24 protein-coding genes and 3 pseudogenes are annotated in these 22,402 nt (G+C 61.2%); 13 read left to right on the forward strand and 14 right to left on the reverse strand.

Annotation, left to right across the window (positions count from 1 at the left end; translation table 11 throughout):
* Positions 1-312: 312 nt before the first annotated feature.
* The 7 genes from IHQ72_RS18305 to IHQ72_RS18335 form a co-directional block, all read right to left on the reverse strand.
* The gene (locus IHQ72_RS18305; protein ID WP_123148442.1) at positions 313-1,128 is read right to left on the reverse strand and encodes a transglutaminase-like domain-containing protein; all 816 of its coding nucleotides are present in this window, start codon (positions 1,126-1,128) and stop codon (positions 313-315) included.
* A 24-nt stretch (positions 1,129-1,152) separates the two neighbouring features.
* The gene (locus IHQ72_RS18310; protein WP_258116350.1) at positions 1,153-1,428 is read right to left on the reverse strand and encodes a DUF1488 family protein; all 276 of its coding nucleotides are present in this window, start codon (positions 1,426-1,428) and stop codon (positions 1,153-1,155) included.
* 62 nt (positions 1,429-1,490) lie between these two features.
* The gene (locus tag IHQ72_RS18315; RefSeq protein ID WP_258116351.1) at positions 1,491-1,754 is read right to left on the reverse strand and encodes a hypothetical protein; all 264 of its coding nucleotides are present in this window, start codon (positions 1,752-1,754) and stop codon (positions 1,491-1,493) included.
* The gene (locus IHQ72_RS18320) at positions 1,751-1,993 is read right to left on the reverse strand and encodes a hypothetical protein (protein ID WP_077380187.1); all 243 of its coding nucleotides are present in this window, start codon (positions 1,991-1,993) and stop codon (positions 1,751-1,753) included. The genes IHQ72_RS18315 and IHQ72_RS18320 overlap by 4 nt, the downstream gene beginning before the upstream one ends.
* 84 nt (positions 1,994-2,077) lie before the next feature.
* The gene (locus IHQ72_RS18325) at positions 2,078-2,443 is read right to left on the reverse strand and encodes a hypothetical protein (RefSeq protein ID WP_077380189.1); all 366 of its coding nucleotides are present in this window, start codon (positions 2,441-2,443) and stop codon (positions 2,078-2,080) included.
* On the reverse strand, positions 2,440-2,703 hold the full coding sequence (locus IHQ72_RS18330) for a hypothetical protein (protein WP_258116352.1): 264 nt from the start codon (positions 2,701-2,703) through the stop codon (positions 2,440-2,442). The genes IHQ72_RS18325 and IHQ72_RS18330 overlap by 4 nt, the downstream gene beginning before the upstream one ends.
* A gap of 311 nt (positions 2,704-3,014) precedes the next feature.
* A complete protein-coding gene (locus IHQ72_RS18335; protein ID WP_139044083.1) occupies positions 3,015-3,230 on the reverse strand; it encodes a hypothetical protein in 216 nt (71 codons plus the stop codon).
* A gap of 168 nt (positions 3,231-3,398) precedes the next feature.
* On the opposite strand from IHQ72_RS18335, the gene IHQ72_RS18340 reads away from it, so the two are divergent.
* From IHQ72_RS18340 to IHQ72_RS18355, 4 genes and pseudogenes are all read left to right on the forward strand, one after another.
* Positions 3,399-4,070 (forward strand): DUF1236 domain-containing protein, encoded by a 672-nt coding sequence (locus IHQ72_RS18340; RefSeq protein ID WP_258116353.1) that lies wholly within the window; start codon positions 3,399-3,401, stop codon positions 4,068-4,070.
* A gap of 586 nt (positions 4,071-4,656) precedes the next feature.
* Positions 4,657-5,743, forward strand: a pseudogene (locus tag IHQ72_RS18345) (sensor histidine kinase).
* A gap of 30 nt (positions 5,744-5,773) precedes the next feature.
* A complete protein-coding gene (locus tag IHQ72_RS18350; protein WP_258116354.1) occupies positions 5,774-5,983 on the forward strand; it encodes a hypothetical protein in 210 nt (69 codons plus the stop codon).
* 90 nt (positions 5,984-6,073) lie between these two features.
* The gene (locus tag IHQ72_RS18355) at positions 6,074-6,337 is read left to right on the forward strand and encodes a hypothetical protein (protein ID WP_258116355.1); all 264 of its coding nucleotides are present in this window, start codon (positions 6,074-6,076) and stop codon (positions 6,335-6,337) included.
* 783 nt (positions 6,338-7,120) lie between these two features.
* Here the strand turns inward: IHQ72_RS18355 and IHQ72_RS18360 are convergent.
* The 5 genes from IHQ72_RS18360 to IHQ72_RS18380 form a co-directional block, all read right to left on the reverse strand.
* Entirely contained in the window at positions 7,121-8,116 is a 996-nt protein-coding gene (locus tag IHQ72_RS18360) for a lipid A biosynthesis lauroyl acyltransferase (protein ID WP_258116356.1), read from the reverse strand.
* 37 nt (positions 8,117-8,153) lie between these two features.
* Positions 8,154-9,182 (reverse strand): zinc-binding dehydrogenase, encoded by a 1,029-nt coding sequence (locus IHQ72_RS18365; protein WP_258116357.1) that lies wholly within the window; start codon positions 9,180-9,182, stop codon positions 8,154-8,156.
* A gap of 37 nt (positions 9,183-9,219) precedes the next feature.
* Positions 9,220-10,491 (reverse strand): beta-ketoacyl-ACP synthase, encoded by a 1,272-nt coding sequence (locus IHQ72_RS18370; RefSeq protein ID WP_258116358.1) that lies wholly within the window; start codon positions 10,489-10,491, stop codon positions 9,220-9,222.
* A 77-nt stretch (positions 10,492-10,568) separates the two neighbouring features.
* A complete protein-coding gene (locus tag IHQ72_RS18375; protein ID WP_258116359.1) occupies positions 10,569-11,756 on the reverse strand; it encodes a beta-ketoacyl-ACP synthase in 1,188 nt (395 codons plus the stop codon).
* A gap of 38 nt (positions 11,757-11,794) precedes the next feature.
* Entirely contained in the window at positions 11,795-12,076 is a 282-nt protein-coding gene (locus IHQ72_RS18380) for an acyl carrier protein (protein ID WP_258116360.1), read from the reverse strand.
* Positions 12,077-12,340: 264 nt separating this feature from the next.
* Here IHQ72_RS18380 and IHQ72_RS18385 point away from each other — a divergent pair, with 264 nt between their 5' ends.
* Positions 12,341-12,547: a hypothetical protein gene (locus IHQ72_RS18385; RefSeq protein ID WP_258123876.1), complete on the forward strand. Its 207-nt coding sequence runs from the start codon at positions 12,341-12,343 to the stop codon at positions 12,545-12,547.
* On the forward strand, positions 12,544-13,008 hold the full coding sequence (locus tag IHQ72_RS18390) for a hypothetical protein (RefSeq protein WP_258116361.1): 465 nt from the start codon (positions 12,544-12,546) through the stop codon (positions 13,006-13,008). The genes IHQ72_RS18385 and IHQ72_RS18390 overlap by 4 nt, the downstream gene beginning before the upstream one ends.
* 758 nt (positions 13,009-13,766) lie before the next feature.
* Here IHQ72_RS18390 and IHQ72_RS18395 read toward each other — a convergent pair.
* Entirely contained in the window at positions 13,767-14,315 is a 549-nt protein-coding gene (locus tag IHQ72_RS18395) for a histidine phosphatase family protein (protein WP_123150751.1), read from the reverse strand.
* A 167-nt stretch (positions 14,316-14,482) separates the two neighbouring features.
* Between IHQ72_RS18395 and IHQ72_RS18400 the strand changes: the two genes are divergently transcribed.
* From IHQ72_RS18400 to IHQ72_RS18420, 5 genes and pseudogenes are all read left to right on the forward strand, one after another.
* Complete coding sequence (locus IHQ72_RS18400; RefSeq protein ID WP_258116363.1) at positions 14,483-15,430, forward strand: AEC family transporter; 948 nt, start codon at positions 14,483-14,485, stop codon at positions 15,428-15,430.
* 326 nt (positions 15,431-15,756) lie between these two features.
* Positions 15,757-17,214, forward strand: a complete 1,458-nt coding sequence (locus tag IHQ72_RS18405) for an NAD-dependent succinate-semialdehyde dehydrogenase (protein ID WP_258116365.1) — start codon at positions 15,757-15,759, stop codon at positions 17,212-17,214.
* Positions 17,215-17,300: 86 nt separating this feature from the next.
* A complete protein-coding gene (locus tag IHQ72_RS18410) occupies positions 17,301-18,332 on the forward strand; it encodes an aldose epimerase family protein (protein WP_258116366.1) in 1,032 nt (343 codons plus the stop codon).
* A 347-nt stretch (positions 18,333-18,679) separates the two neighbouring features.
* Positions 18,680-19,179: pseudogene (locus IHQ72_RS18415) on the forward strand (hypothetical protein).
* An 807-nt stretch (positions 19,180-19,986) separates the two neighbouring features.
* A complete protein-coding gene (locus IHQ72_RS18420; protein WP_258116367.1) occupies positions 19,987-20,133 on the forward strand; it encodes an ABC transporter in 147 nt (48 codons plus the stop codon).
* Positions 20,134-20,453: 320 nt separating this feature from the next.
* On the opposite strand, the pseudogene IHQ72_RS18425 reads toward IHQ72_RS18420, so the two are convergent.
* Positions 20,454-20,817: pseudogene (locus IHQ72_RS18425) on the reverse strand (IS5/IS1182 family transposase); the annotation flags it as partial.
* Positions 20,818-21,180: 363 nt separating this feature from the next.
* On the opposite strand from IHQ72_RS18425, the gene IHQ72_RS18430 reads away from it, so the two are divergent.
* Together IHQ72_RS18430 and IHQ72_RS18435 are read left to right on the forward strand one after the other, a co-directional pair.
* Complete coding sequence (locus IHQ72_RS18430; protein ID WP_258116368.1) at positions 21,181-21,951, forward strand: DUF2092 domain-containing protein; 771 nt, start codon at positions 21,181-21,183, stop codon at positions 21,949-21,951.
* Positions 21,948-22,157: a hypothetical protein gene (locus tag IHQ72_RS18435; RefSeq protein ID WP_258116369.1), complete on the forward strand. Its 210-nt coding sequence runs from the start codon at positions 21,948-21,950 to the stop codon at positions 22,155-22,157. Before IHQ72_RS18430 ends, IHQ72_RS18435 begins: the two co-directional genes overlap by 4 nt.
* Positions 22,158-22,402 lie beyond the last annotated feature (245 nt).

A 22,402-nucleotide genomic window follows, 5' to 3' on the forward strand; every position in this document is an offset into this window, starting at 1 on the left:
GCTGTCGAGATAGCTGCCTAGCGAGGAAGGTCCGCTTCTGTCACGAGGATGCCGGTTAAAATGCGGCGGGATGTAACGTCTGGATATGGCGCGCCTTGCTCGTTCCGAGGGGCGAAATGAACAGCGGCTTCCACCCGACCCAGTCCTTTGACGATCGTGCAGTCATGCCGAGAAGCTGAAGCGGGCGTCGCCTCGATAGCGCCAGTAGCGGTCTGCTTCCTGGCCGACAGCAGTTTGGGTAACGCGTCGTCGGCGAACCACGGAATTCCCACTTGGGGCCCATCCCCAGGCTTTATCCCCGACGCCTTAGGCCTATTGCGGATCGGGAACCACCTCATAGGTCCAAACTCGAAACGCCTTCAGGACATGCGGGCCGAAGGAATTGATGAGCGGTATGTCGGCCGCATCACGGCCGCGGGCGACTACTATCCTGCCGATCCGCGGGGTGTTGTTGCGCGGATCGAACGTGTGCCATGCACCGTCCAGGAAGACCTCGATCCATGCGCTGAAATCCATCGGATCGACGACCGGAACGCCGATGTCGCCGAGATGGCCATTGACGTAGCGTGCGGGAATGTTGAGGCAGCGGCACAAGGTGAGTGCGAGATGCGCGAAGTCGCGACAGACGCCCACCCGCTCGTTGAATGCCTCAAAGGCGGTTCGTGTCGACCGGGCCTGCATGTAGTCGAAGCGGATGTGGCCATGGACGAAGTCGCAGATCGCCTGCGCCCGATCCCAACCGGGTGCGATACCGCCGAATTTATCCCACGCAATCTGGCTGAGCAGGTCGGTTTCGCAATAGCGGCTGCCCATGAGGTAGACGAGGCAATCGTCCGGCAATTCCGGCACCGCGAGTTCCCGCGCGCCAGGAACTGCCCTGTCCGGTTGCCCGTCATCTTCGATCGTGGCATCGCTCCAAATCGTCAGATCGCCCGCCGGCGCGACAAGCCGCCGGCATCGGTTGCCGAAGAGATCCCGATAGGTCGCTATGGGAACATCAGGAGTGGTGAACAGCGTTTCGGGAACGCGAATGTCGGCCGCGCGGTCCTCGTGGACTGACAGCAGACATACCAATGCAGTCGGCTGTTGGCAGGTCAGCGTGATTTCATAACCATGGCGGATCAGCATGGAGGATACTCGCTCCTTATCCGACTACCCGAAATCGGCGGCCGTCAAAGTATAGGATTCGCGACGGCGGTGAGAATAGGCTTTTCGCGCTGCGTCGTAGATCGACGTGCGCATTGAATCGAATGCCGCGAGGCACTTCGCCTCCGACGGCGCTGTCCCGCGCAACTCCGCGCCCGATTTCTCTAGCGCACCGGTCTCTACCAGGAATCGCACTTGGGACATGCCGTCATGGCCGATGAAGCGGACAGCGTTATGCTCATCATCGAAGCTGCGGCTCGGGTTCGGAAAGGACAGTGTCATGATTGGCACGCCACCGTTGCACCCGACGCATCTTGGGCAAGTGCCAGTAGGCTGATGCGCTGTTAACGGCGTTCGGCGGTGCGACGATTGAGAGACATCATGCTACTTGTGGCCTGTGACCTGTTTAGGCCAATCAAGTCATCATTGCCGACACGCGCCGCAACGCCCGTGAAGACATGATAGACCGTCCAGGACCTATCGGCTTCGACGCGGCGACCGTAAAGCTGCTCCGTGAGATCAGGGCCCGGTGCGCCGCCCTCATTTTCCCAGATAGCGATCGCCGCAGTATTCCGTCGCAGCCCGGTTTCGTTGTCTTGACGGTTCATGGTTGTCGCCTTTCTTCATTGGCCGCGTCCGCATCGATGACGCCCGAAAAGAGCGTTGCTCCGTTCGCGTCGGTGATCGTCATGGCGTCCGGTCGCTGCGGCATGTCGAGGGTTTGCGAAAGCTGCCTCGCAACCTCGATCGCGTCACCGGTATTCACCGCTTCCTTTGTTTCGCGGCCGACGATGGCATGAGCGTCGTCCGCGTTCCGGGTGCGGTAGAATTCGATCACGATCTTCATTGCATGAGCGTCCTGCTGTCAGCTCCTGCCCTTGCCGCGTGGGCGTTGGCCTCGGCGAGCTTGATCTGCGCGCCGAATGGGCCTTCAGGTTTTGGCGGTGCTTTCACCTGCTTCGGCTTTCTGATCTCGCGACTGCTGCGTTTCTGTCCGTTGGCCATTGCCGAACGTCCTTTCCATGAGTGTTGTGCCCTCATCAGGCCGCTCCGGGCCTACTGGCTCCAGACAGTCTTGTGTCGTAACCCGCTCATGACGCTCGTCGTCATGGCGAACACGGTATTGAAACAAATTATCCCTCGCAGGCAGCGTGCCGGTAATCCGATAGATCTCCCCAAACTTGGGCGACGTTCCGAACCCGCCCTTCAGCCGGACGGACTGCCCAATAGAAAAAAGATGCTTTGCAGCGTCGTGCGGGGTTGCGCGGCTGCGTTGCCCGCGGGATAGGACGGTCATGACTGTTCAAGGTCCTTTGCGAGGGCGGCCTTGAGGTCCGCTGGGTTGATCGGCACCATCTGTTGCGTCGAAGCCTGGATGGCGATGGCCGGCAGGTGGATGAAAGCGCCGACACGTCGCCAGGCAAGTCGGGAGGTGCCTTCTATGAGTTCCTCGTCGTGGTCGACGCGGTAGTCTCCCGCTGGTTGGGGAGCGTCAAAGCCCGGCAGCCGGAACGCCGATGAAAAGTGGACGACAGTTTGCGTGGTGCGGCTGGCCATGGTGCAGGTCTCCGCAGGAGCCCGCGGAGGCGTCTCCTGCATCATTCCCGTTCGAGCGGACGACCCCCATGCTGCCAGTACATCCGTGGTAAGCGCCAGGTCCAATCCAGATCGAACAAAGCGATATGCGCGCCGGATCGGCGCTAATGCATTCGCTGTCGAGATTCGGGGTGTATGGCGGGTCTGGTCTCTGACACCGCGAAAGCCAATCGGCCAAAATCAACGAGCTTTATATATGCTCCTTGATTGAGCTTCAAACAAGGCACGGGCGCGTATTATTCAAACTGCTAGCTTCGCTGCATCCTCCACGGTTAGGGGGAGGTGATGTCTTCCCACGCGGAGAGGAACGCGACGTATACACATGCATTCCTAAGTTCCGGGTCATTCCGGGTCGCTGCTAGAAATTCCATCCGACGCTCGCGCTCACCTGCATCGGGCATTTCGTTGATAATTCTCATGATTGCTGAACGAACCAGTTGTTCCGCTTCAACACACTCTCGCGGATAGGCTTCTTCGTTGCGAGACATTTTCTCATGCCTCCATTGGGCTGTCCCGGATGATACCGCAAATCCTGCCGCTGGCATATGCGGGTGATGCGTCCATAGCGTCCAGCACCCTTGCTCAATCCGCAATTTCACAAATATAGCATGAAGTTCCATTAAAAAGGCGGTCCGCCAACAACTGCTTTCGGGCATGTGAGAACGAAACTTTTTGTTTCGGCCGCTACCGGCCTCCTGTTCGCACTGTCAGGTGCAGCCTTTGCTCAAACGGCGGTCACCGCAACGACCGACCTTAATGTTCGCGCCGGACCGGGTCCGCAGCATCCGGTCGTTGGCGTAGTCGGCGCTGGCGCGTCCGCCATGCTCAACGGATGCGTTGAGGGCAGTAAATGGTGCGTCGTCTCGCATGGCGGTGGTGAAGGCTGGGTCTATTCCGACTATCTGGTTGGCGATTTCGGCGGACAGCAGGTTGTTCTGACCGAACGTCCGGCCGATTCCGTCAAGGTGATTACTCCGCCATCAGGTGACGGCGGTGCCACGGGTGCGGTTGTCGGGGGCACAACCGGTGCGGTCGCCGGAGCGATTATCGGCGGCCCCATCGGTGCTGCGATTGGCGGCGTTGCCGGGGTAGCCGTCGGCGGAACTGCCGGGGCTGCGGCAGAACCCCCGGCTGAAGTGCGCACCTACGTCACTTCCAACAAGGTCGACCCGATCTATCTCGAAGGTGAAGTCGTGGTCGGTGCTGGACTTCCAGAAACGGTGGAACTTCGCGAGATTCCCGACTACGAATACCGCTATGTCTATGTAAATGGACAGCCGGTTCTGGTTGAGCCGGCTTCCCGCAAGATCGTCTACGTCCTACGCTAAAGACTAAGTTCCAGGCAACAGACCGTTGGGCCACTTGCCCAGCGGTTTTTTTGTTGGAGCCGCCGAAAGGACCTTTCGAGGTGATTTAGCTCAGGGCATCTCGGCGTACGGCACAAGTTGGTGATCGCGGCGTCCACCCGTCGGTCACGAGGGTCAGTCTTCCCACGAAGCAAGGTCGATTTCATCGAGCAGCTTCAAAGTCCGTTTTCGAGTGGAGTGACGGTTCTCGCCGTTGGCCATTTGATGGGTTGAAGAAAGCAGCTCGGCCAGTTGTCGGTGCAAACGCTTTTTCTCCATCGGATCGCGAACGAGAGATGTGGCTCGTAGCGCCAGATGCTGGCCGTCAGCAACATTTGTTGGCGCGCGAACCCGATCATGCGTACCGCCAACTCAACCATGCGTCCTCCCGCGCCCAAATCCCACTGGGGGCATTCCGATTTAGCATACGCGCCAACAGGTCAGGGCGATAGCAATGCCGCACCATGCGGAGCACGATCATGTGGCTTGGTCGGAAGCGATTCCGCTAGGACATCCTCGGCGGCGGCCTATGGTGAATTGCAACGGCTCCAATAGCCCACGATCTCCGATCGGATGTCCTCGCTTCAAATGCTCGACTTTCAAAAAACTTGAACATGCGCAGACGCTTGCGCAAGCGATCGTCAATACGATTCCCGAGCCGTTTGTCGTGCTGGATGACCGCTATCATGTGTTGGCCGCAAGCCGCTCATTCTATTCGACCTTCAACGTCAAGCCCGACGCGCGGTCGTCTGCTTTACTCGCTTGGCGATGGCCAGTGGGACATTCCCGATTTGCGTGTTCTGCTGGAGACGATCATTCCCGAGCAGACCGCAATGGATAACTTCGAAGTCCAGCATGACTTTCCCGATGTCGGGCATCGGACGATGCTGCTGAATGCACGCCAGGTAGTCTACGAGGACAGCTCCACCCGGACGATCCTTCTCGCCTTCACCGATGTTACGGCCCGGCGGGCGATCGAGCGGGAAAAGGAAGAGCTCCTCAGCCAGACCGAGGAGTTGCTGCGCCAGAAGGATATTCTGCTCCAGGAAATGCAGCATCGCGTCGCCAACAGCCTTCAGATCATCGCCAGTATTCTGTTGTTGAAGGCTCGGGCTGTGACTTCCGAAGAAACCCGCCAGCACCTGCGGGATGCGCATCAGCGCGTCATGTCGGTAGCTGAGGTTCAGCGTCATCTCCACGCGCTTGAAGGCATCGACCAGATCGACGTGGCGTCCTATCTGTCCAAGCTTTGCGACAGTCTGATCTCGTCGATGGTTGGCGAAGGCCGGATCGCGATCAAGGTGATGGCGGACGCCGGAACCGTTGGATCTGACAAAGCCGTGAGCTTGGGCCTGATCGTTACCGAACTTGTGATCAATGCGATCAAATATGCGTTTCCTGCTGACCGAAGCGGTGCACTGATCCCCGTCACCTATGAAACGGCTGGCCCGGATTGGAAATTGATCGTTTCAGATAATGGTGTCGGGAAAAGTGCCAGTGACAGCAATGGCAAGAAAGCCGGCCTGGGAACCGCAATCGTACAAGCGCTGGTAAAGCAGATGGACGCCCAGCTCGAAACCACCAGCTCCGCGGTCGGCATGAGTGTGGCGATTACTCAAGCGACGTTCACATCGCATATGCCACTGGCGAGCTGATATGCTGGTTTTAACGGTCAAGGCGACTAAATGAGAAAACAAGTACCCCGTGCCTTTGGCACCAGAGGGACTTCAAATAAACCCGCCAAGGCAGTCGCAGTGGGCCGTTCCGCCCCCTGGAGCGCTCCGATCAAAGAGTATCTGTCGTCGTCGGACCGCACCGCGGTAATTGGCCTGCTGATCAAGGGCGGTGTGGTGTTATGGGTTCTGGCTATTATCCTCGTCGTGTTCTTCGGATGAACTTCCGGCAACCCTGCCCTCTGAAGTTGATTTCGCCCAAACCTCGGCCCCACCCGTTCGAAAGCTAGAGCGACCCACAGGAAACAACTCATGTGGGACGCCATCTTTTCACAACAGAAGATGCCCAAGCTGGTCGTCGTCATGGCGTTCGACTCCGATGACGACGGCGTGCTTCAGGTTGTATTCGGCCCAGCCGAGCAGGAGAGCGAGGAGCGTGCAATCCGGACAGCGAATGCGCTGGCACCCAAGCATGCCGGCGTCATCGCCTGGTCGCGAGAAGCCAATCCGGCGCTCGGAGAGTATGGCGAGCCTTCGACCTTGTTAGTCAGCGGAGATGTGCTTGCCATGGAATGAGCGGGATGCCATCTGGTGGCAGCGCCGTCCCAGGCTGTTTGGGCGATCGGTGCAGAGGTGCGGCGACGCCACCGAGCCTAAGATTTTGCGATGACAATCGGAAACAAACTCGCTGTCATGGGAGGGCACATTCTCGAACAATCAGCGGCCAGGCATTGTGGCTTGATGGATTATGGGGTTAGGCGGGCATGAGACGAACGATATACGCAATCATCTGCGTGGCCTTCATCGCTGCAGGCTCGGCGTCGCTCTTTTCGATGTCTCTCGAACCACCGGATGAACCGTTTGCGTCCCGCAGGACTGGCTAGAATCCCGAGACAAGATAACCGCAGCCGCTCCCCAGCGACCCGCACTAGCCAACGAAACGGACGCGATCATTACACCACAAGGCATGGCGAGTAGTTTTCTCAGGAGAACGGACTCGCCTGCTTCCAACGTCGTAAACTAACAAAGCTGACCTTCGACATGGCGCACAAACGTCTGCTCGGGGTCATGAACGTTGGTGCACCCAACGTCAGCTATCGGGGAAGGAAATCGGCGAATAAAGGTCCGGATCGGGTCAACTTATTCCGTAGCGCGAGCGAATCTGGACGACTGGAACGGGTCGCGAGCCGAAATTCAAACTGAGACACTACCGAAACTTGAGACGAGGCGTCAGGCGGCAATCGAGCGGCCGATGGCCAAACAAAAACCCGCCTCGGCGGGCGGGTCGTTGGCGCAAATCAGCACCATGCCCAAATCAATAGCATAACTGCCGTCACAAAGCAATGTTGCGTCTTCTGCTCAGGCGGCTTCGCCGCGCTGTCTCGCCTGGCGATGCTTTCCGCGCGGGCCGCTGATTTCCCACCTTTTGTGGAACCACATCCACTGGCCGGGGTCCTCGCGCACCCAGCGCTCGACCACGTCGTTGAGCAACTGGGTGGTGCCATGGACATCGACACTGCCGCCGGCGGTGCGCGGCAAGGTCAGTTTGTCCTCGATCTCGAGCCGGAAGCGGTTGCCCGGCAAGCGCACGCAGCGCGCCGGATAGACATCGCAATCATAGTGGCGCGCCAGGGTGCCCAGAACCCGGTTGCTCTCGCATGGGCGGCCGAAGAATGTCGTTTCGAGCCCGCTCGAGAATTTCTGGTCGACGAGCACGCCGATATTGCCGCCTTTCTCCAGAATGGCCGCCAGCGCGAACGAAGCGCCGGTCGAAGAGGGCAGAAGCGAACCCATGGTCGAGCGGCGCGTCGAGAGGATGTAGTCGGCAAGGTAAGGGTTGTTGGGCGGACGAAACAGCGCCGTGATGTTCATGCCGAAAGTGGCTGCCGCCACCGGAAGCAGTTCGAAATTGCCGAGATGCGCGGTGAAGATGATATGCGGCTTCGGTTCCTCGGCGATATGCACGAAGTGCTCGATCCCCTTGACCTCGATGCGGCCCGGTTTCGTCGCGGCGGGATCATAGTCGAACAGGGCGTCGAGAAAGATGTATTCCGCGGCGAGCCGAGCCATGTTGCCCCACATGTCGGACGCGATGGCCTGGATCTCGCGGTCGCTCTTTTCCGGGTAGGCGTTGCGCAGATTGGCGATGGCGACGTTGTGGCGCCCCACCCACGGGCCAATGCGGCGGGCGGCGCGGTCGGCGAAATTGAGCGCGCTGTCGACCGGCAGCAGACGCAGCAGCCAAATGATCGTCATCGCGACGCGCGCAAGCAGCCAGTAGTTGAACTGGCGCAGCCGCCTGCCGTGGCGGAACGCCAAGTCCCGGCGGAGCTTCTTGAAGGCGTTGCCGACCATTCCTAGACCATGATGTTTTTAGACAGCAACATCATGATCAGCCGATGCGCAGGATGATCTTGCCGAACACGTCACGGCCTTCCATGCGCTTCAGCGCGGCGTCGATGCCGTCGAAGCCGACTTCGGTGTCGATGACCGGAGAAACCAGCCCCGCCGCCATTTTCTGCATGGCGTCGGCCATGTTTTGCATGCGGCAGCCGAAGGAGCCGAGCAGCTTCAATTGCTGCTGGAACAATTGCATCAGATTGATCTGTGTCGACACGCCCGAGGTCGAGCCGCAGGTCACCAGGCGGCCGCCGCGTTTCAGGCACAGCATCGAGGCGGCAAAGGTGTCGGCGCCGACATGCTCGAAAACGACATCGACGCCCTTCTTCTTCGTCAGTTTGCGCACGATGCCTTCGAAACGGTCCTCGCGGTAGTTGATGACGTGGTCGGCGCCAAGCGCCTTCGCCTTGTCGATCTTGTCGTTCGAGCCGACCGTGGTGATCACGGTGCAGCCCATTTTCTTCGCCAGCTGGATCGCGGCGGAGCCGATACCCGAGCCGCCGGCATGGATCAGGATGGTTTCGCCGGGCTGCAACCTGGCATTGTCGAACAGCATGTGCTCGACCGTGCCGAAGGTGACGGGCGCGACGGCCGCCCCAATGTCCGTCACGCCGGGCGGGGCAGGGACCAGCAGGCGCGCCGGAAGGTTTATCTTCTCTTGCGCAAAGCCGTCGAGATGGAAGCCGTGGACGCCCGAGACATGCTCGCAGAGGTTGTCGCGGCCTTCCCGGCAGGCGCGGCAAAGCCCGCAGGTGCGCGCGCCGTAGATCGACACAAGCTGCCCGGGCACAAGGCTGGAGACGCCGGGGCCGACCGCCTCGACCTCGCCTGAAGCTTCGGCGCCGACGACCAGCGGCAGCTTGCGCTTGGCGAAGGCCATGCCGCGCCAGCCCCAGACGTCGATATGATTGAGCGCCACGGCCTTGATGCGCAGCGTCACTTCGCCCAGCGCAGGCTGCGGCGGAAGCGGCAGGTCCACCGTTTCAAGGCGGCGGTCCTCGATAAGTTGCAATGCGCGCATGGAGCCTGTCGGTTCTGTTGAGCGGGAAAAGGCTCGCTTAGACTGGTTCCCGCGCCATGACAAGACAGGTGTTCTGGCCGCCGAAGCCGAAGGAGTTCGACAGCACCGTGCCGACCTCGGCGTTGCGCTTCTGGTTCGGCACCACGTCGAGCACGATCGCCGGATCGGGATTGTCGTAATTGATGGTCGGCGGGATGACGCTTTCGCGCATGGTCATCAGCGAAAACGCGGCCTCGACGGCGCCGGCGGCCGACAGGGTGTGGCCGATCATCGACTTGTTCGACGAGATCGGCATCGAGCCGATCCGCTCGCCGAACACGGTCGACAGCGACAGATGCTCCATCTTGTCGTTTTCCGGCGTCGAGGTGCCGTGGGCGTTGACATAATCGATCTCGTCCTCGCGCAAGCCGGCATCGGCGAGCGCGGCGCGAACCGCGGCGATCGCCGGCGAACCGTCCGGCTTCGAGCGGGTGCGGTGGAAATCGTCGGCCTTCTCGCCGCAGCCGCGCAGGATGCCGAGGATGTTTGCACCACGGGCGAGTGCCGCCTCCAGCGATTCCAATACCAGCGCGCCAGAACCCTCAGCGAGGACAAAACCGTCGCGATCCTTGGAGAAGGGTTTTGACGCTTTTTCGGGGATGTCGTTGTGCGTGGAGAGTGCCGAAAGCAGCGAGAAACGGATCAGCGCCTCGGCGGTCGCCGAGCCGTCGGCGCCGATCGACAGCGCCCTATCGCATTCGCCGCGGCGGATCGCCTCGACGCCGAGCTGGATCGAGGTGGCGCCCGAGGCGCAGGCCGTCGACAGCGTGATCGGCAGGCCGCGTGTCCCAAAACGGTCGGCGAGCCGGTCGGCGATCGAACCAAACTGGGTGGTTTCGAAGACATCGAGTTCCTTCAGGCCGCGCGCCACGCGAAGCAGCCGTTCGGCGCCGATGTCGTGCTTGTCGGAGTTGTACAGCGAAAAGCGCTCGCTCCAGTCGAGTTCGACCGGCGGCGAGGCAAGGAAAAGCGGTCCGCCGAATTCGCCCGAATCAAGGCCGGCTTCGGCCACGGCTTCCTGCGCGGCTATCTCGGCGAGGTCGTAGGTCAGAAGGCTGGCGCCCCTGGAGCTCGACGGCAGGAAATCGACCATGCCGGAGATGCGGGTGTTCAGATGATCGACCGGAAAGCGGGTGATCGGATGGATGCCGGACTTGCCCGCGGTGAGCGCTGCCCAATTGTCGGCCTTGCCGACGCCCAACGACGTCACCACGCCGATGCCGGTGACGGCGACGATCGGCCTGCCCATGTGATCGTTCAGATTGGTCATGTTGTTGTCCCGAAACCCTCGACCGTTTCTTTGAGTTGGAGCTTCGGTCTCGTCCGAAACCGCTTCGCCCCGACGTTTTAGGCGGCGTTGACCAACGCCATGCCCTCGAATTGGTGATAGCCGATCGCCGTTGCAAGGACGGTCCTGGGAACGCCGTTGAACGGCTTCTCGGTGGCGGCGTCAAAAGCCGGGTAGGCGGCCTTGCGCTCGACAGCCAGTGCCGCCAGCGCCACGGCGAAGGGAAACTGCGCTTCCTTCATGTGGCCGGTCAGTGTCGAAAAGCCGCGTGCGGCAATCGCTGGATTGGCGTCGAGCGCCGATTTCTCGGCAGCAGTAGCGGTATGGGCACCCGAAGCGCCTGAAATCGTCAGCAACTCGCCGTTCGGCAATGCCGCCTGCCTGAGCAGCGCGGCAATTTCGCCATCGAGCTCGCCCTGCCGGCGTTTTGCGCGTCCGGATATGACCGGGCCGAGTTCGGCATAGATCTTTCGCCCGCGGCTGATCGCATGTTCGCGCTGTTCCAGGACGAGGAACGCGCCGCCGGATCCGGTCACCACGCCGCCGCCGTCCAGGCCCTGTCTTTGCCAGACCGGTCTCCAGGGGCCGCGATGCAGGTAGCCGGCCAATTCATAACCAAGCAGCATGTCGGAATGTTCGGTCTGGAAGGCGCCGCCGACCAGTATATGCGTCGACTGGCCGGAGCGGATGCGCGCGGCGGCCGTCTCGACGGCGGCGACGCCCGCGCCTTCCTCGCCCATGAAGGTGCGCGACGAGCCGGTCACCTTGTGGACGATCGAGATGTTGCCGGCGAGCAGGTTGGAAAGCTGCGCCAGAAACAGCGTCGGCCGCAATTCGGTTGTCAGTTTCTCGTTGAGCAGCACGTCGCGGTCGTTGCGGCTTTCCGAGGCGGCGAGAATGTCGGCGTCGACCGCCTCGTCGCGCTCGCCGCCGCCGGCAGCCACCACCATGTCCATGGTCGTGCAGAGTTCGTCATTGCCCTTGATGCCGGCATCGTCCAGCGCCATGCCGGCGGCGTAGGTGCCGAGCCTTTGCCAGGTTTCCATCTGCCGCTGGTCGCCGCGCTTGGCGATCTGCAGGTTCCAGTCGATCTCCGGCAGCGGGTGGACGGTGTAGGGCGAGAAGCGCGCAGCGTCGAGCACCGGTTCCAGGCCGGGCTGGACGAGTTTGCGCCAATGCGCATCGGGACCTTCTCCCAGCGAAGAGACAAGGCCGATGCCTGATATGACGACGTGGTGGGGGCTCATGGGCGGCTGTTGTGGGTCAGGCTTGAAGACGAACCATTTCAGGCGTTCTTGGCCGCGACCAGAGCGTCGATCTTGGCGCACAGGTTCTTCATGACGAAGTAATCGTCGGTCGAGGCCTTGCCGTCATTGACCTCTTGCGTCCACTTTTCCAGCGGCACCTTGATGCCGAATTCCTTGTCGATGGCAAAGACGATGTCGAGGAAGTCGAGGCTGTCGATGCCGAGATCGTCGATGGTGTGGCTTTCAGGGGCGATCGTGTCGATATCGATCTCACTGGTGTCGGCGATGATCTTGGCGACTTTGGCGAACGTGTTGGACAACGGCTTTTCCTTCGGTTGCGGGCGGAATCTGTCCGCATGTGTTTGCGCGCTGTCTAATCGGTTTTTCCGGGCAGGAAAAGGCCTGAACGCCGGGCGCAGATGGGATACCCACTTCGTAAACGCAAGAAAGAGCCGTTGGCGACCCTCCCGGCGATATGCCGCAACCACCCCATCTCTGGTCATTGCATGTACCAATGTACCATGGTACATAAATCTATGACCATAGAACGTGTGCAGACCGGGGTGCGCCTGGAAAAACGATTGGTGAAGGTGCTCAAGGCCTTGGCCGAGCATCGCGACATGAGCCTGGGTGACCTCATCGAGGGCATCGTGCTGCATGCCTTCGAAGGCCAGACGCCGTTTTCCCCGACGACCCTGGAAACAATCGGCCAATTGAAGCGCATCTACGGGCTGGAGCTCAGTGCGGCAGACAGCCACCGTTTGGCGGAAACGAGCGGGGAGGACGAGTGACGAACCATCTTGAGCGCACTCATAGCATCGTGCTTTCGGGGCCGGTCGACCGCGTCTTTCCGCTGTTCACGCCGACTGGGGAGACCCTGTGGGTGGACGGCTGGGATCCGGAATTTCTGCATCCACACGGGGAGACGCGCCAGGGCATGGTCTTCAGGACCGCTCACGGTGATGAGACCACGCTCTGGGCCTGCACGGACTGGGACCCCGTGGCGCATCGCATCCGCTATGTCCGGGTGACGCCGGATTCGCGTTTCGGATTTGTCGAGGTGGCCTGCCGCCCGACCGCTGACGGAGGCACGGAGGCGTCGATTGCCTACACGTTCACTGCCTTGAGCACGGCAGGAAGATCGTATCTGTCCGAGCTGACGGAGGACGCGTTCGCGCACATGATCGAGGCATGGAAGCTCCGTATCGATGCGTGGCTGCAAGTGCGAAATCTAACGCTAGGTAGCGGGTAGTTAGCCGTCATCCGCATTGGTTGCTGGAACGAGCCAGGTGCGCCAGGACCGGACAATCCGCTATAGAATGCTTTCCCGTGTAGCGAACGCGAACGTCCGTTCAGGGCAGCGGGCGGCGCGACCGAATTTGCCACAGCTGCGCACCTTGCCGATGTCGATCCCGGCAGCGACGCGCAATATTTACCTTAACGTGGGAGAAGTAGAGAGACCGTGGCACGAGGTGCGAAAAAGCAGCGCCAATACAGCTGATTAGTTACGACATAGCTATTCTCGCAGATATGGTATTGGCCGTCTGGGGATTCCTGCACACGGTCCCGTGGGATGTTGAAATTATGCGGCAAGTAAGTGTAACCACCGTCGATCCTGGACCGCACCGAAGACCGAGGTATGGCACGGCAATCAGAACCACCGCAACACCGGAATTTCGTCTGCGGGTCAACCTTGTCTTCGTACCAATCATGGGCGTTAGCGGCTGTTGCGGCGGCGATACACATTGCCGTGAAGATGAATCTTCGCATGGCATTCCTCAAGTTTGGCAGGCCGCCGCCCGTTCGAGCATCCATGTATATTAGCGTTCCATTAAAAATACCATTGGCCTCCGACTGACTAACGCAGCTCCACCAAGCGACGCTCGCACGGAAAGCCGTTCGCGAGTGGTGAAAATCTAGCGCTGGTACCCTAAGCGGAATACCGGGTTCGACCCTTCTCCGCCTTCCTTCGGAGAAAATTGAAGGGGAAGCCGTGACCCAATGCGCAGATTAAAAGGTGACGCGGCCGAGCACGCGCAGGCCGTCGCCTTGCGGCTCGACGATCACGGCTTCGCCTTCGCGCGGCGAGATGCCGGTGAGCGCCATTATGTTTTCCAGATGGGTGACCATGACCACATTGTCGGAGCCGGAATAGGCGCGGATCTCGTTCATGACCGCCTCGAGCTGGGCGGCTTTCTCGCTGGCGTCGGTCTTCAGCAGGTCAAGCGGGGCGAAGGGTTCGGGCTCTTCTCTGAAAGCCGTGCGGGCCGTGTCGAGGCTGCGGCAATAGCGGCTGGACAGCACGCGCTCGACCGGTGCGGCGCGGGCGTCGAAAAGCGCGCCGATCTTGCGCGCCTGCTGCTTGCCGCGCACCGAGAGATTGACCTGGGTGGCGCATTTCTCGATGTCGAAATTCGCCGGATCGGTGGTGCCTGTGACCATGGCATGGCGAAGCAGCACGACATGTCCGCCGTCGCGCAACAGCGCCCAGCCGGCTTCGGTCGCATGGGCCGCGGCGGGAATGACGAGCAGCAATAGAGCCAGCACAGATCGAAGCATCAGGCGTCCTTTTCCGGTCACCGGAGGTGGGTTCCGGTGACCGCATATAGGGACGGCAAAGCCGGCTGAAAAACAAGGCACGACCAATCCCGGCTGTTTGCGAGAACGGACCGCTTCGCAAGGCGGGACGATTGCGCTGCAATCCCGGCTCGCCTATCAGGAGAAAAATGTCTCCACTCATCGAAACCGTCCTTTTTGTCTTCGGCCTTGTCGCGCTCGGCTATCTGGCCGGGCTCACCGGCTATCTGAAGGCCGAGGCGGGCGAGGCCATCGCCGAATTCGCCGTCGGGGTGGCGATGCCACTGCTTCTGTTCCGCACCATGGTCAACGCCGATTTCCATGGCACCGCACCCTGGTTGTTCTGGGGAGCCTATTTCGCGGCTGCCGCAGTGACGTGGGCCGCAGGCCACCTGGTCATCACGCGGGTGTTCGGGCGCGACGCGCGTGCCGGGGTCGTTGGCGGCGTGTCGTCGGCTTTTTCCAACCTCGTCCTGCTCGGCATCCCGTTCGTCCTCGGCACATTCGGGCCAAGTGGATTCGAAGTGCTGTCGCTGCTGATTTCCGTGCATCTTCCGACGATGATCATGGCGTCGATCATCCTGTTTGAAATCTTTGGCCGCGGTGACGAGCATGTGCATCCGCTGCGCATCATCCGGCGCTTCTTTCGAAAGCTGCTCTCCAATCCGCTGATCCTCGGCATCCTGGCTGGATGGGTATGGCGTATCACCGGCCTGCCACTGCCGGCGCTGGCCGTGCGGCTGGTCGACGCGCTGGCCAACATCGCCGGACCGGTCGCGTTGTTTGCCATGGGGCTTGGCCTGTGCCGTTTCGGCATCTCCGGCAATGTGCGTCCGGCGCTGGCGCTGTCGGCGCTGAAGCTGATGCTGATGCCGGCCGTCGCGCTCGGCCTGGTCTGGCTGTTCGGCCTGCCGCCGCTGTCGGCGAAGGTCGCGGTCGTGGCCGCCGCGCTGCCATCCGGGGTCAATTCCTACCTGATTGCGACGCAGTTCAACACCGGCCAGGCACTGGCATCGAACCAGATGACCATCGCCACCGCCTGTGCGGTCGTCACCACGGCTTTTTGGCTGACGGTGGTGGTCCACGTGTTTGGATAGGCATGTCGATATCTAGGTAATGCCGGCGAACGGCCTGGTACTTCCGGCACTCATTTACCCAAACGTTACGCTCCGTTCCGATTCTCGGAACGCACCTTCTCGGCGCGGCCTGACCAGAACCTCAACACACCCTCAAGCAACATAGAAGCGCAAATTGGCCTCGCCTTGCGCTGGCCTAAACCCTATATGCCATCTTGCGATTGATTGCGGGGCTTGCCCTAGGTAAAGAGCAGTGGCTCCAGGCGTGCCGGCATCGATGCCGTTGCGCACGCCCACCAAAGAAATCCAGATAGCGGCCCGTCAGCGCGCCGAACGGAGGCTAGACCATGCTTCAGAAAACCAGCCATTTCATGCGCCAGGCCAATCTCATCAACGGCGAATGGGTGCAGGCCGACAGCGGCCAGACGGTCGACGTCAACAATCCGGCCACCGGCCTCAAGATCGGCACTGTGCCGAAGTCGGGCAAGGTCGAGACGCGCCGCGCCATCGAAGCCGCCGACGCCGCCTTCAAGACATGGCGCAAGACCACCGCGCTCGAGCGTTCGAAGCTGTTGCGCAAGCTGCATGACGCAATGATGGACAATCAGGATGCGCTGGCCGAACTGCTCACCATCGAGCAGGGCAAGTCGCTATTCGAATCAAAGGGCGAGATCGGTTCGGCCGCGTCCTACATCCTGTGGTTCGCCGAAGAAGGCCGCCGCACCTATGGCGATGTCGTGCCGTCGCCCTGGGCGGACCGCCGCATCTTGGTGACCAAGGAGCCGGTCGGCGTCATCGCCGCCATCACGCCGTGGAATTTCCCGTCCTCGATGCTGGCCCGCAAGCTCGGCCCAGCACTTGCCGCCGGCTGCACCGCGGTCGTCAAACCGGCGTCGCAGACGCCTTATTCCGGCCTCGCCTGGGGGGCGCTTGCCGAGGAAGTCGGCTTCCCCAAAGGCGTTATCAACATCCTGACCGGTGCCGCCGGCGAGATCGGCGACGAGATCTGCGCCAACCCGCTGGTCAAGAAGATCACCTTCACCGGCTCGACCGAGGTCGGCAAGATCCTGATCCAGAAGTCGTCCGTCACCGTCAAGAAGGTATCGATGGAACTCGGCGGCAACGCGCCGTTCCTCGTCTTCGACGATGCCGACATCGAGCGTGCCGTCGCCGGCGCAATCACCGCCAAATACCGCAATTCCGGCCAGACCTGCGTCTGCACCAACCGCTTCCTGGTTCAGGCTGGTGTCTACGACAAGTTCGTCGAACAGCTCGCCGCTGCCAGCAACGAGCTGAAGGTCGGTTCCGGCCTCGACGACGGCGTGCAGCAGGGGCCGCTGATCGACGAGAAGGCGGTGGAAAAGGTCGAGGAACTGATCGCCGACGCTACCGCCAAGGGCGGCAAGGTCGTCGCCGGCGGCAAGCGCCATGCACTGGGCGGCTCGTTCTTCCAGCCGACGGTGATCGCCGACGCGACGCCGAAGATGCGCTTCATGAAGGAAGAGATCTTTGGCCCGGTCGCGCCGGTGTTCAAGTTCGAAACCGAAGAGGAAGCCGTGGCACTCGCCAACGACACCGAATTCGGCCTCGCCTGCTATTTCTACACCGGCGATCTCGGTCGCGCCTTCCGGGTCATGGAAGGGCTGAAATACGGCATGGTCGGCGTCAACGAAGGCCTCATCACCACGCCTGAGGCACCGTTCGGCGGCGTCAAGGAATCGGGCCTCGGCAAGGAAGGCGGACATCAGGGCATCGAGGATTATCTCGACACCAAATATGTCTGCATCGGCGGCCTCGGCCTCTGATCGGGGCAGGGTCTGTTGATCGTCAACGGACCCAAACCGGCCCGAGAGGCCAGGCGGGAATCGATCAATCAACTGGCGTTTCGGACATGGCGATGAAGGACGGCGAGGTCTTCGGCACGACGCAAGCGGGCGAGGCTATCCGCCGCTTCAGCATCCGCGGCGGCGGCCTCACCGCCAACATCATCGGGCTGGGCGCCATCATCCAGGATCTGCGCCTGGCCGGCCACGATGCGCCGCTGGTGCTCGGCTATGACCGTTTCGCACCCTATGAGACGGACACGGCCTTCTTCGGCGCCGTCGTCGGACGCTACGCCAACCGCATCCGCGATGGCCGCTTCACCATCGCCGGCCAGCGCTACCAGACCGAGCGCAACTTCCTCGACAAGCACACGCTGCATGGCGGCTCGCAAGGTTTTTCCCGCCGGTCATGGGAGGTTTCGCTGCATGGCAGGGATTTTGTCACGCTGACGCTGCATGATCCCGACGGCACGATGGGCTTTCCCGGCGCGCTCGACGTGACCTGCACCTACAGGTTGAAAATCCCCGGCACGCTCAGCGTCGAGATGACCGCCACCTGCGAGGAGCCGACGCTGTGCAACCTCACCCAGCATTCCTATTTCAACCTGGATGACGGCGGCGCTGGCGACATCCTCGACCACCGGCTGATGCTGAACGCCGGCGCCTATCTTCCAGTCGATGGCGACCTGATCCCGACCGGCGTGGTGAAGCCGGTCGACGGCACGCCGTTCGATTTCCGCCAAGCGCGGCCGCTGCGCATGGAGAGTGAGGGCAGCCAGCTCCCCTACGACCAGAATTTCTGCCTTGCCCCGACGCGCGGGCCGCTCAGGCTGGCGTCGTGGGCGCAGGGTGCGAATTCCGGCGTCGAGATGGAGCTCTGGACCACGGAACCGGGCGTCCAGCTTTATACCGGCCAGTATCTGGCGCCGCCTTCGCCGGGGCTCGAGGGATGTCATTACAAGGCTTTTTCGGGCTTTTGCCTGGAGCCGCAGGTCTGGCCGGACGCGCCGAACCGGCCGTATTTCCCGCAGGCCACGCTATGGCCGGGCCAGATCTACCATCATGTGACGGAATACCGGTTCCGATTGCCTGGCGCCTGACGCCGGAAGCCGGTACCGGTCCTTTGCGCGTCCTTTGAACGCGCGACGCTCTCGGATCGCAACCCAATCACTGTCAGCGATCGAATTCGGACGCTCCTCGGACATTTGAAGCCGATAGTGGTATGCGAGCGTCCGCCAAGTTGTCGGCGAAGCGGCGGGGAACGGGGTACGTCTGACCCGACTTGGACGACCAGTGGACACTGGCTTCGCCGGCTCTAGCTTTCGCACGAAGCGGACTTCGTTTGGAGGAAATCAACCACTCGTCCCGAACCTCCTGCTCGAAGCGATGTCGCGGCGGCCCTCAGCGCGCTTCCCGTCGGTTCAAGGTTGCCAAGGATGATAGACCAGTGACGACGACATTTATCGCAAGACTGTTTCTCGCTGCGGCGGTGCTTTCTCACGGCGCAGTTGCGCATGCTGGAGAAGCCGAATTTCTGGAATCCATGGACGGCAATTGGGGCGGAAGGGGTACGATCAAGGTCCGCGCCAATTCTTCTCCTGCAGATTTATCTCCGACACTACCGCCACTTCGCTTTCACTCGACGGAAGATGTGCTGGTCCGATGGGCCTCTCCCGTGCAATCGGGGCAGTCATAAGAACAAGTGGTGCCACATATAGGGGCTCTTACCGTGGCGCGGGCACGGGCGTCGCCGGCCTGAACGGAAAGCGCTCGGGCAACATGATCAGGCTCGCCATTCGTTGGGCCAAGGAAGTCAATGGCGACCGCAGCGCCAGAATGACGATCGAGAAAATTGGCAGCAACGGCATGCGTCTTACGACGATCGATACTGATCCGAAGACCGGCAAGAGCGTTGTCACCAGCCAGATAACTTTGCGCCGCCTTTAGCGTCGGCCCAAAATCCCGGCCCGAACGTCGAAGTCTTCGCATGACTGGCACACTGCGCCCACGATTCTACGCTACCGGTCACAAAGAAGTCCGGGGCTCGGGCTCACCTCTCGGCAACGCGGCCATCGGAACGGGGATCTAAAGGCATCGCCAACTAGGATACCCGTCTGAACACGCCACTGGGGCGCAACCGCGACCGTCAGCGTGATCGCGGGACGACGGCTTTCAGGAGCGGCAGCGCTGATCTCAACGTCCGAGATTAGGCGAGGCGCAAAGCGGATATCCCTGCTGATATCCAGGGGCTGTCAACGCTGCGTCAACGCAAGCGCCGGCCCCGAAGCCGTCGCCCGACAAGGTTGCGCTCGGCCACCTGATCCAGAATGACCGCTCGACGCCGCTTGCTGGTCGACGGCTATCGGTTCATCCTTGGTGAATACCCTGGCCGTGAGGGATGATTAGCCAGATCGCACCCTCACGGCCCATAGCGAGGTCTTGTTCGATGGACGGTCCGGATCACCGCAAGCGCCGCGGTGGTTGCAACGATTCCGGCTCTCTTTAACGGCCGCGATGCAATGAGGCCCAAAGTCGCTCTTGCTGGTAGTTCTGGACGATTGGTAGAGCCATCTCATCGCCCTACCTTCGGGGAGGCTGTTGCCGGGGCATCATTCTTACGACAGAATGCCTCTCCCGACCATCAACCGACAGTTAAACTGTCTAGGTGTGTCTTTCATGCACTAGCTGCGGTGTAATCCCCCGTTAGGGTTTGCGTGTTATACGTTGAACCGATTCGCCCGAGGGGAATATGTGATGAGCAGAATTCTAATCGCAGTGGTCGCGGCGCTCGCCGTCAGCAGCCTGAGCGGCTGCGCAAATATGGACATCGGCAAAGGGAAGGGGAAGGCTCCGCCGCCTGTCGTCGTCGAAGAGCCGGCACCGGCGCCTGTGTACAAGTAATATCGGCTTCGGCCGGCTTGGGGGAAAGGACCGCTGGCCCTTTCTCCATCCATCAGCAATCCAGATCGGGCGACTCTACGGCTCGGTCGTGAGGTCCGCAGTGGCGGGGCAGGACCCGCTTTTGATCTGCGCTCCTCGGAGTTTGGGAATGACGCTTGTAAGTGGCCGTTCACTGTTTGTGGCCCTGCTCGCGCTCGCGGCGGCGTCATGCCAATCGCAATCGTAGGATAAACCTCAACTGAATTTCACGTCCGATGAACGGACCCTGGCGGCTGCCGGGGCGCCGACGAGCACAGTGAATTCAGCAGAAGGCCGGTACTGAAGCGATCATGGGTGCGCTCGATCATCGTGCGCGCCGCACCGACCTCTGCCTGTCTGATGGCGCGGCTTGCCTCGACATCGACAATGATCGCGTGATCGCGGTCGATCAGATAGTTCGTGGCATAGGCGAAGAAAGCATGGCCCTTGAGCGCTCCCGTCCACTGCGCCGCCGGGTCCGACTTCGATACGAACTTTGGCTTCACCTCGCTGGCCGCGCCCCCAGGCCGCGTCATCAAGCGTGTCTAGGTACTCTCTGACCGAGCGGCGTGTCGCCGCCATCGTTTCCCAGTCGACCTCTTCCGAGCCCTCCGCCGAGCGCTGCTTGTTTGCATGCGCCTTGATCAGGCTCGCGTCGGTCGCGAAGGCGTGCCTGCGCTGCGTCGATCGCGAGGCGCCTGACTACAAGACGTGAAACAAGCGGTGCCGAAGGTCGTCCTTCATCTTGTGGTCGGCAGTGACAAGCCGCGTACAAAGTGCGACGTTGCAAACCTCCGGCATGAGGCACCGACGCGGGGGTTGCCCTTCGGATGATGTCGAGTTTTCATCGGTTCCCTGACGAGAACCGCCTCGACATCAGCGGCTGACCTCCGTTCCTGCCTGTGATATGGTTAGTTACTTTCCCTGCCGAAGGGAAATGCGCCAAACCTCGGTCCCTCGGCAGTGACACGTCCCACTGGACGCCAGGGAGGAGCGCCTGCAATGACAAGCAAGTCACGAAACCTATTAATGCCTTTTCAGGTGTCCGCCGCAGCGCTGGTCCTGGCAACTGGATTGGGAGGGTCCGCCAGAGCCGATGACGCGGAGGCCAGGCACCTGCTCAAGGCGATGTCGGACTACCTCGCAGCGCAGAAGGCTATATCGTTCGGATACGACACCAACCTCGAGGTCGTCACCAAGGATGACCAGAAGCTTCTGCTGGCGAGTTCCGGCGCGGTCGATCTCGCCCGGCCCGACAAGTTCCGCGGCAGCCGCCACGGCGGGTTTGCCAATGTCGAAATGGTCTTTGACGGCAAGACGCTGACGCTGCTGGGCAAGGACGCCAATCTCTACACGCAGGTCGATGTGCCCGGCACGCTCGATCACCTGGTCAACGAATTGCGGGACAAGTACCATCGGCCGGTTCCCGGCGCCGACCTTCTGCTGTCGAACGTCTACGACGAGCTGATGCGCGACGTCACTGATGTCAAGGATCTCGGCAGCGGCGTGATCGGCGGCACGGAATGCGATCATCTGGCGTTTCGAACCAAGGAAGTCGATTGGCAGATCTGGATCGCGCAGGGCGAGCATCCCTATCCCTGCCGCTATGTCATCACGTCCAACGCAGTCGACCAGGGTCCGCAATACAGCATTCAGATCAGCGACTGGAAAACCGGCGCTGATGTTGCCGCGGACGATTTCGCCTTCAAGGCGCCGGACGGTGCCAAGAAGGTCGATCTGAAGGAACTTGTCGACTTCGATGAACTGCCCACACATCTTTCGCCAGGAGCCGCCAAATGACCGTGTCGAGAAAACTGAGAATCGTCGTGCTCGCCGGAGCCGTTGGACTGTTCGGGCTTGAAGCCTCGCAGCAGCTAGCGCTTCCCGGCTTTAGCAGCCTTGTCTCCAGCGCCGAGGCCAGGGTCGGGCGTCCCCTGACGCCGGTCAGTGTCGCCGGGGTGGCGCGGCGGTCGGTGCGGCGTTGCGCGGCCGGAGTGACCTGCTGAAGACCTGAACGAAAAAGTGCGGTCGGCGTCCTGATCGGACTTCGGAGAACGGGTTGCTGTCACGGTCGAAAGCAACCACGATCCTCGCGAAGCCTGGCGCGGCGCGCCATCTCATCCACACTTGCCTCATCCTTCGTTTACGCAATTTCCAGCTTGTAGCCGATGTAGGCCTTGGAAAATTGCCACAAAAGATCCGCTACTAGACTAGCAGAACCACGACGCCGTGCAGGAGGCCCTCCACCAAC

It is taken from the genome of Mesorhizobium onobrychidis, from assembly GCF_024707545.1.
GTDB classification, from domain to species: domain Bacteria; phylum Pseudomonadota; class Alphaproteobacteria; order Rhizobiales; family Rhizobiaceae; genus Mesorhizobium; species Mesorhizobium onobrychidis.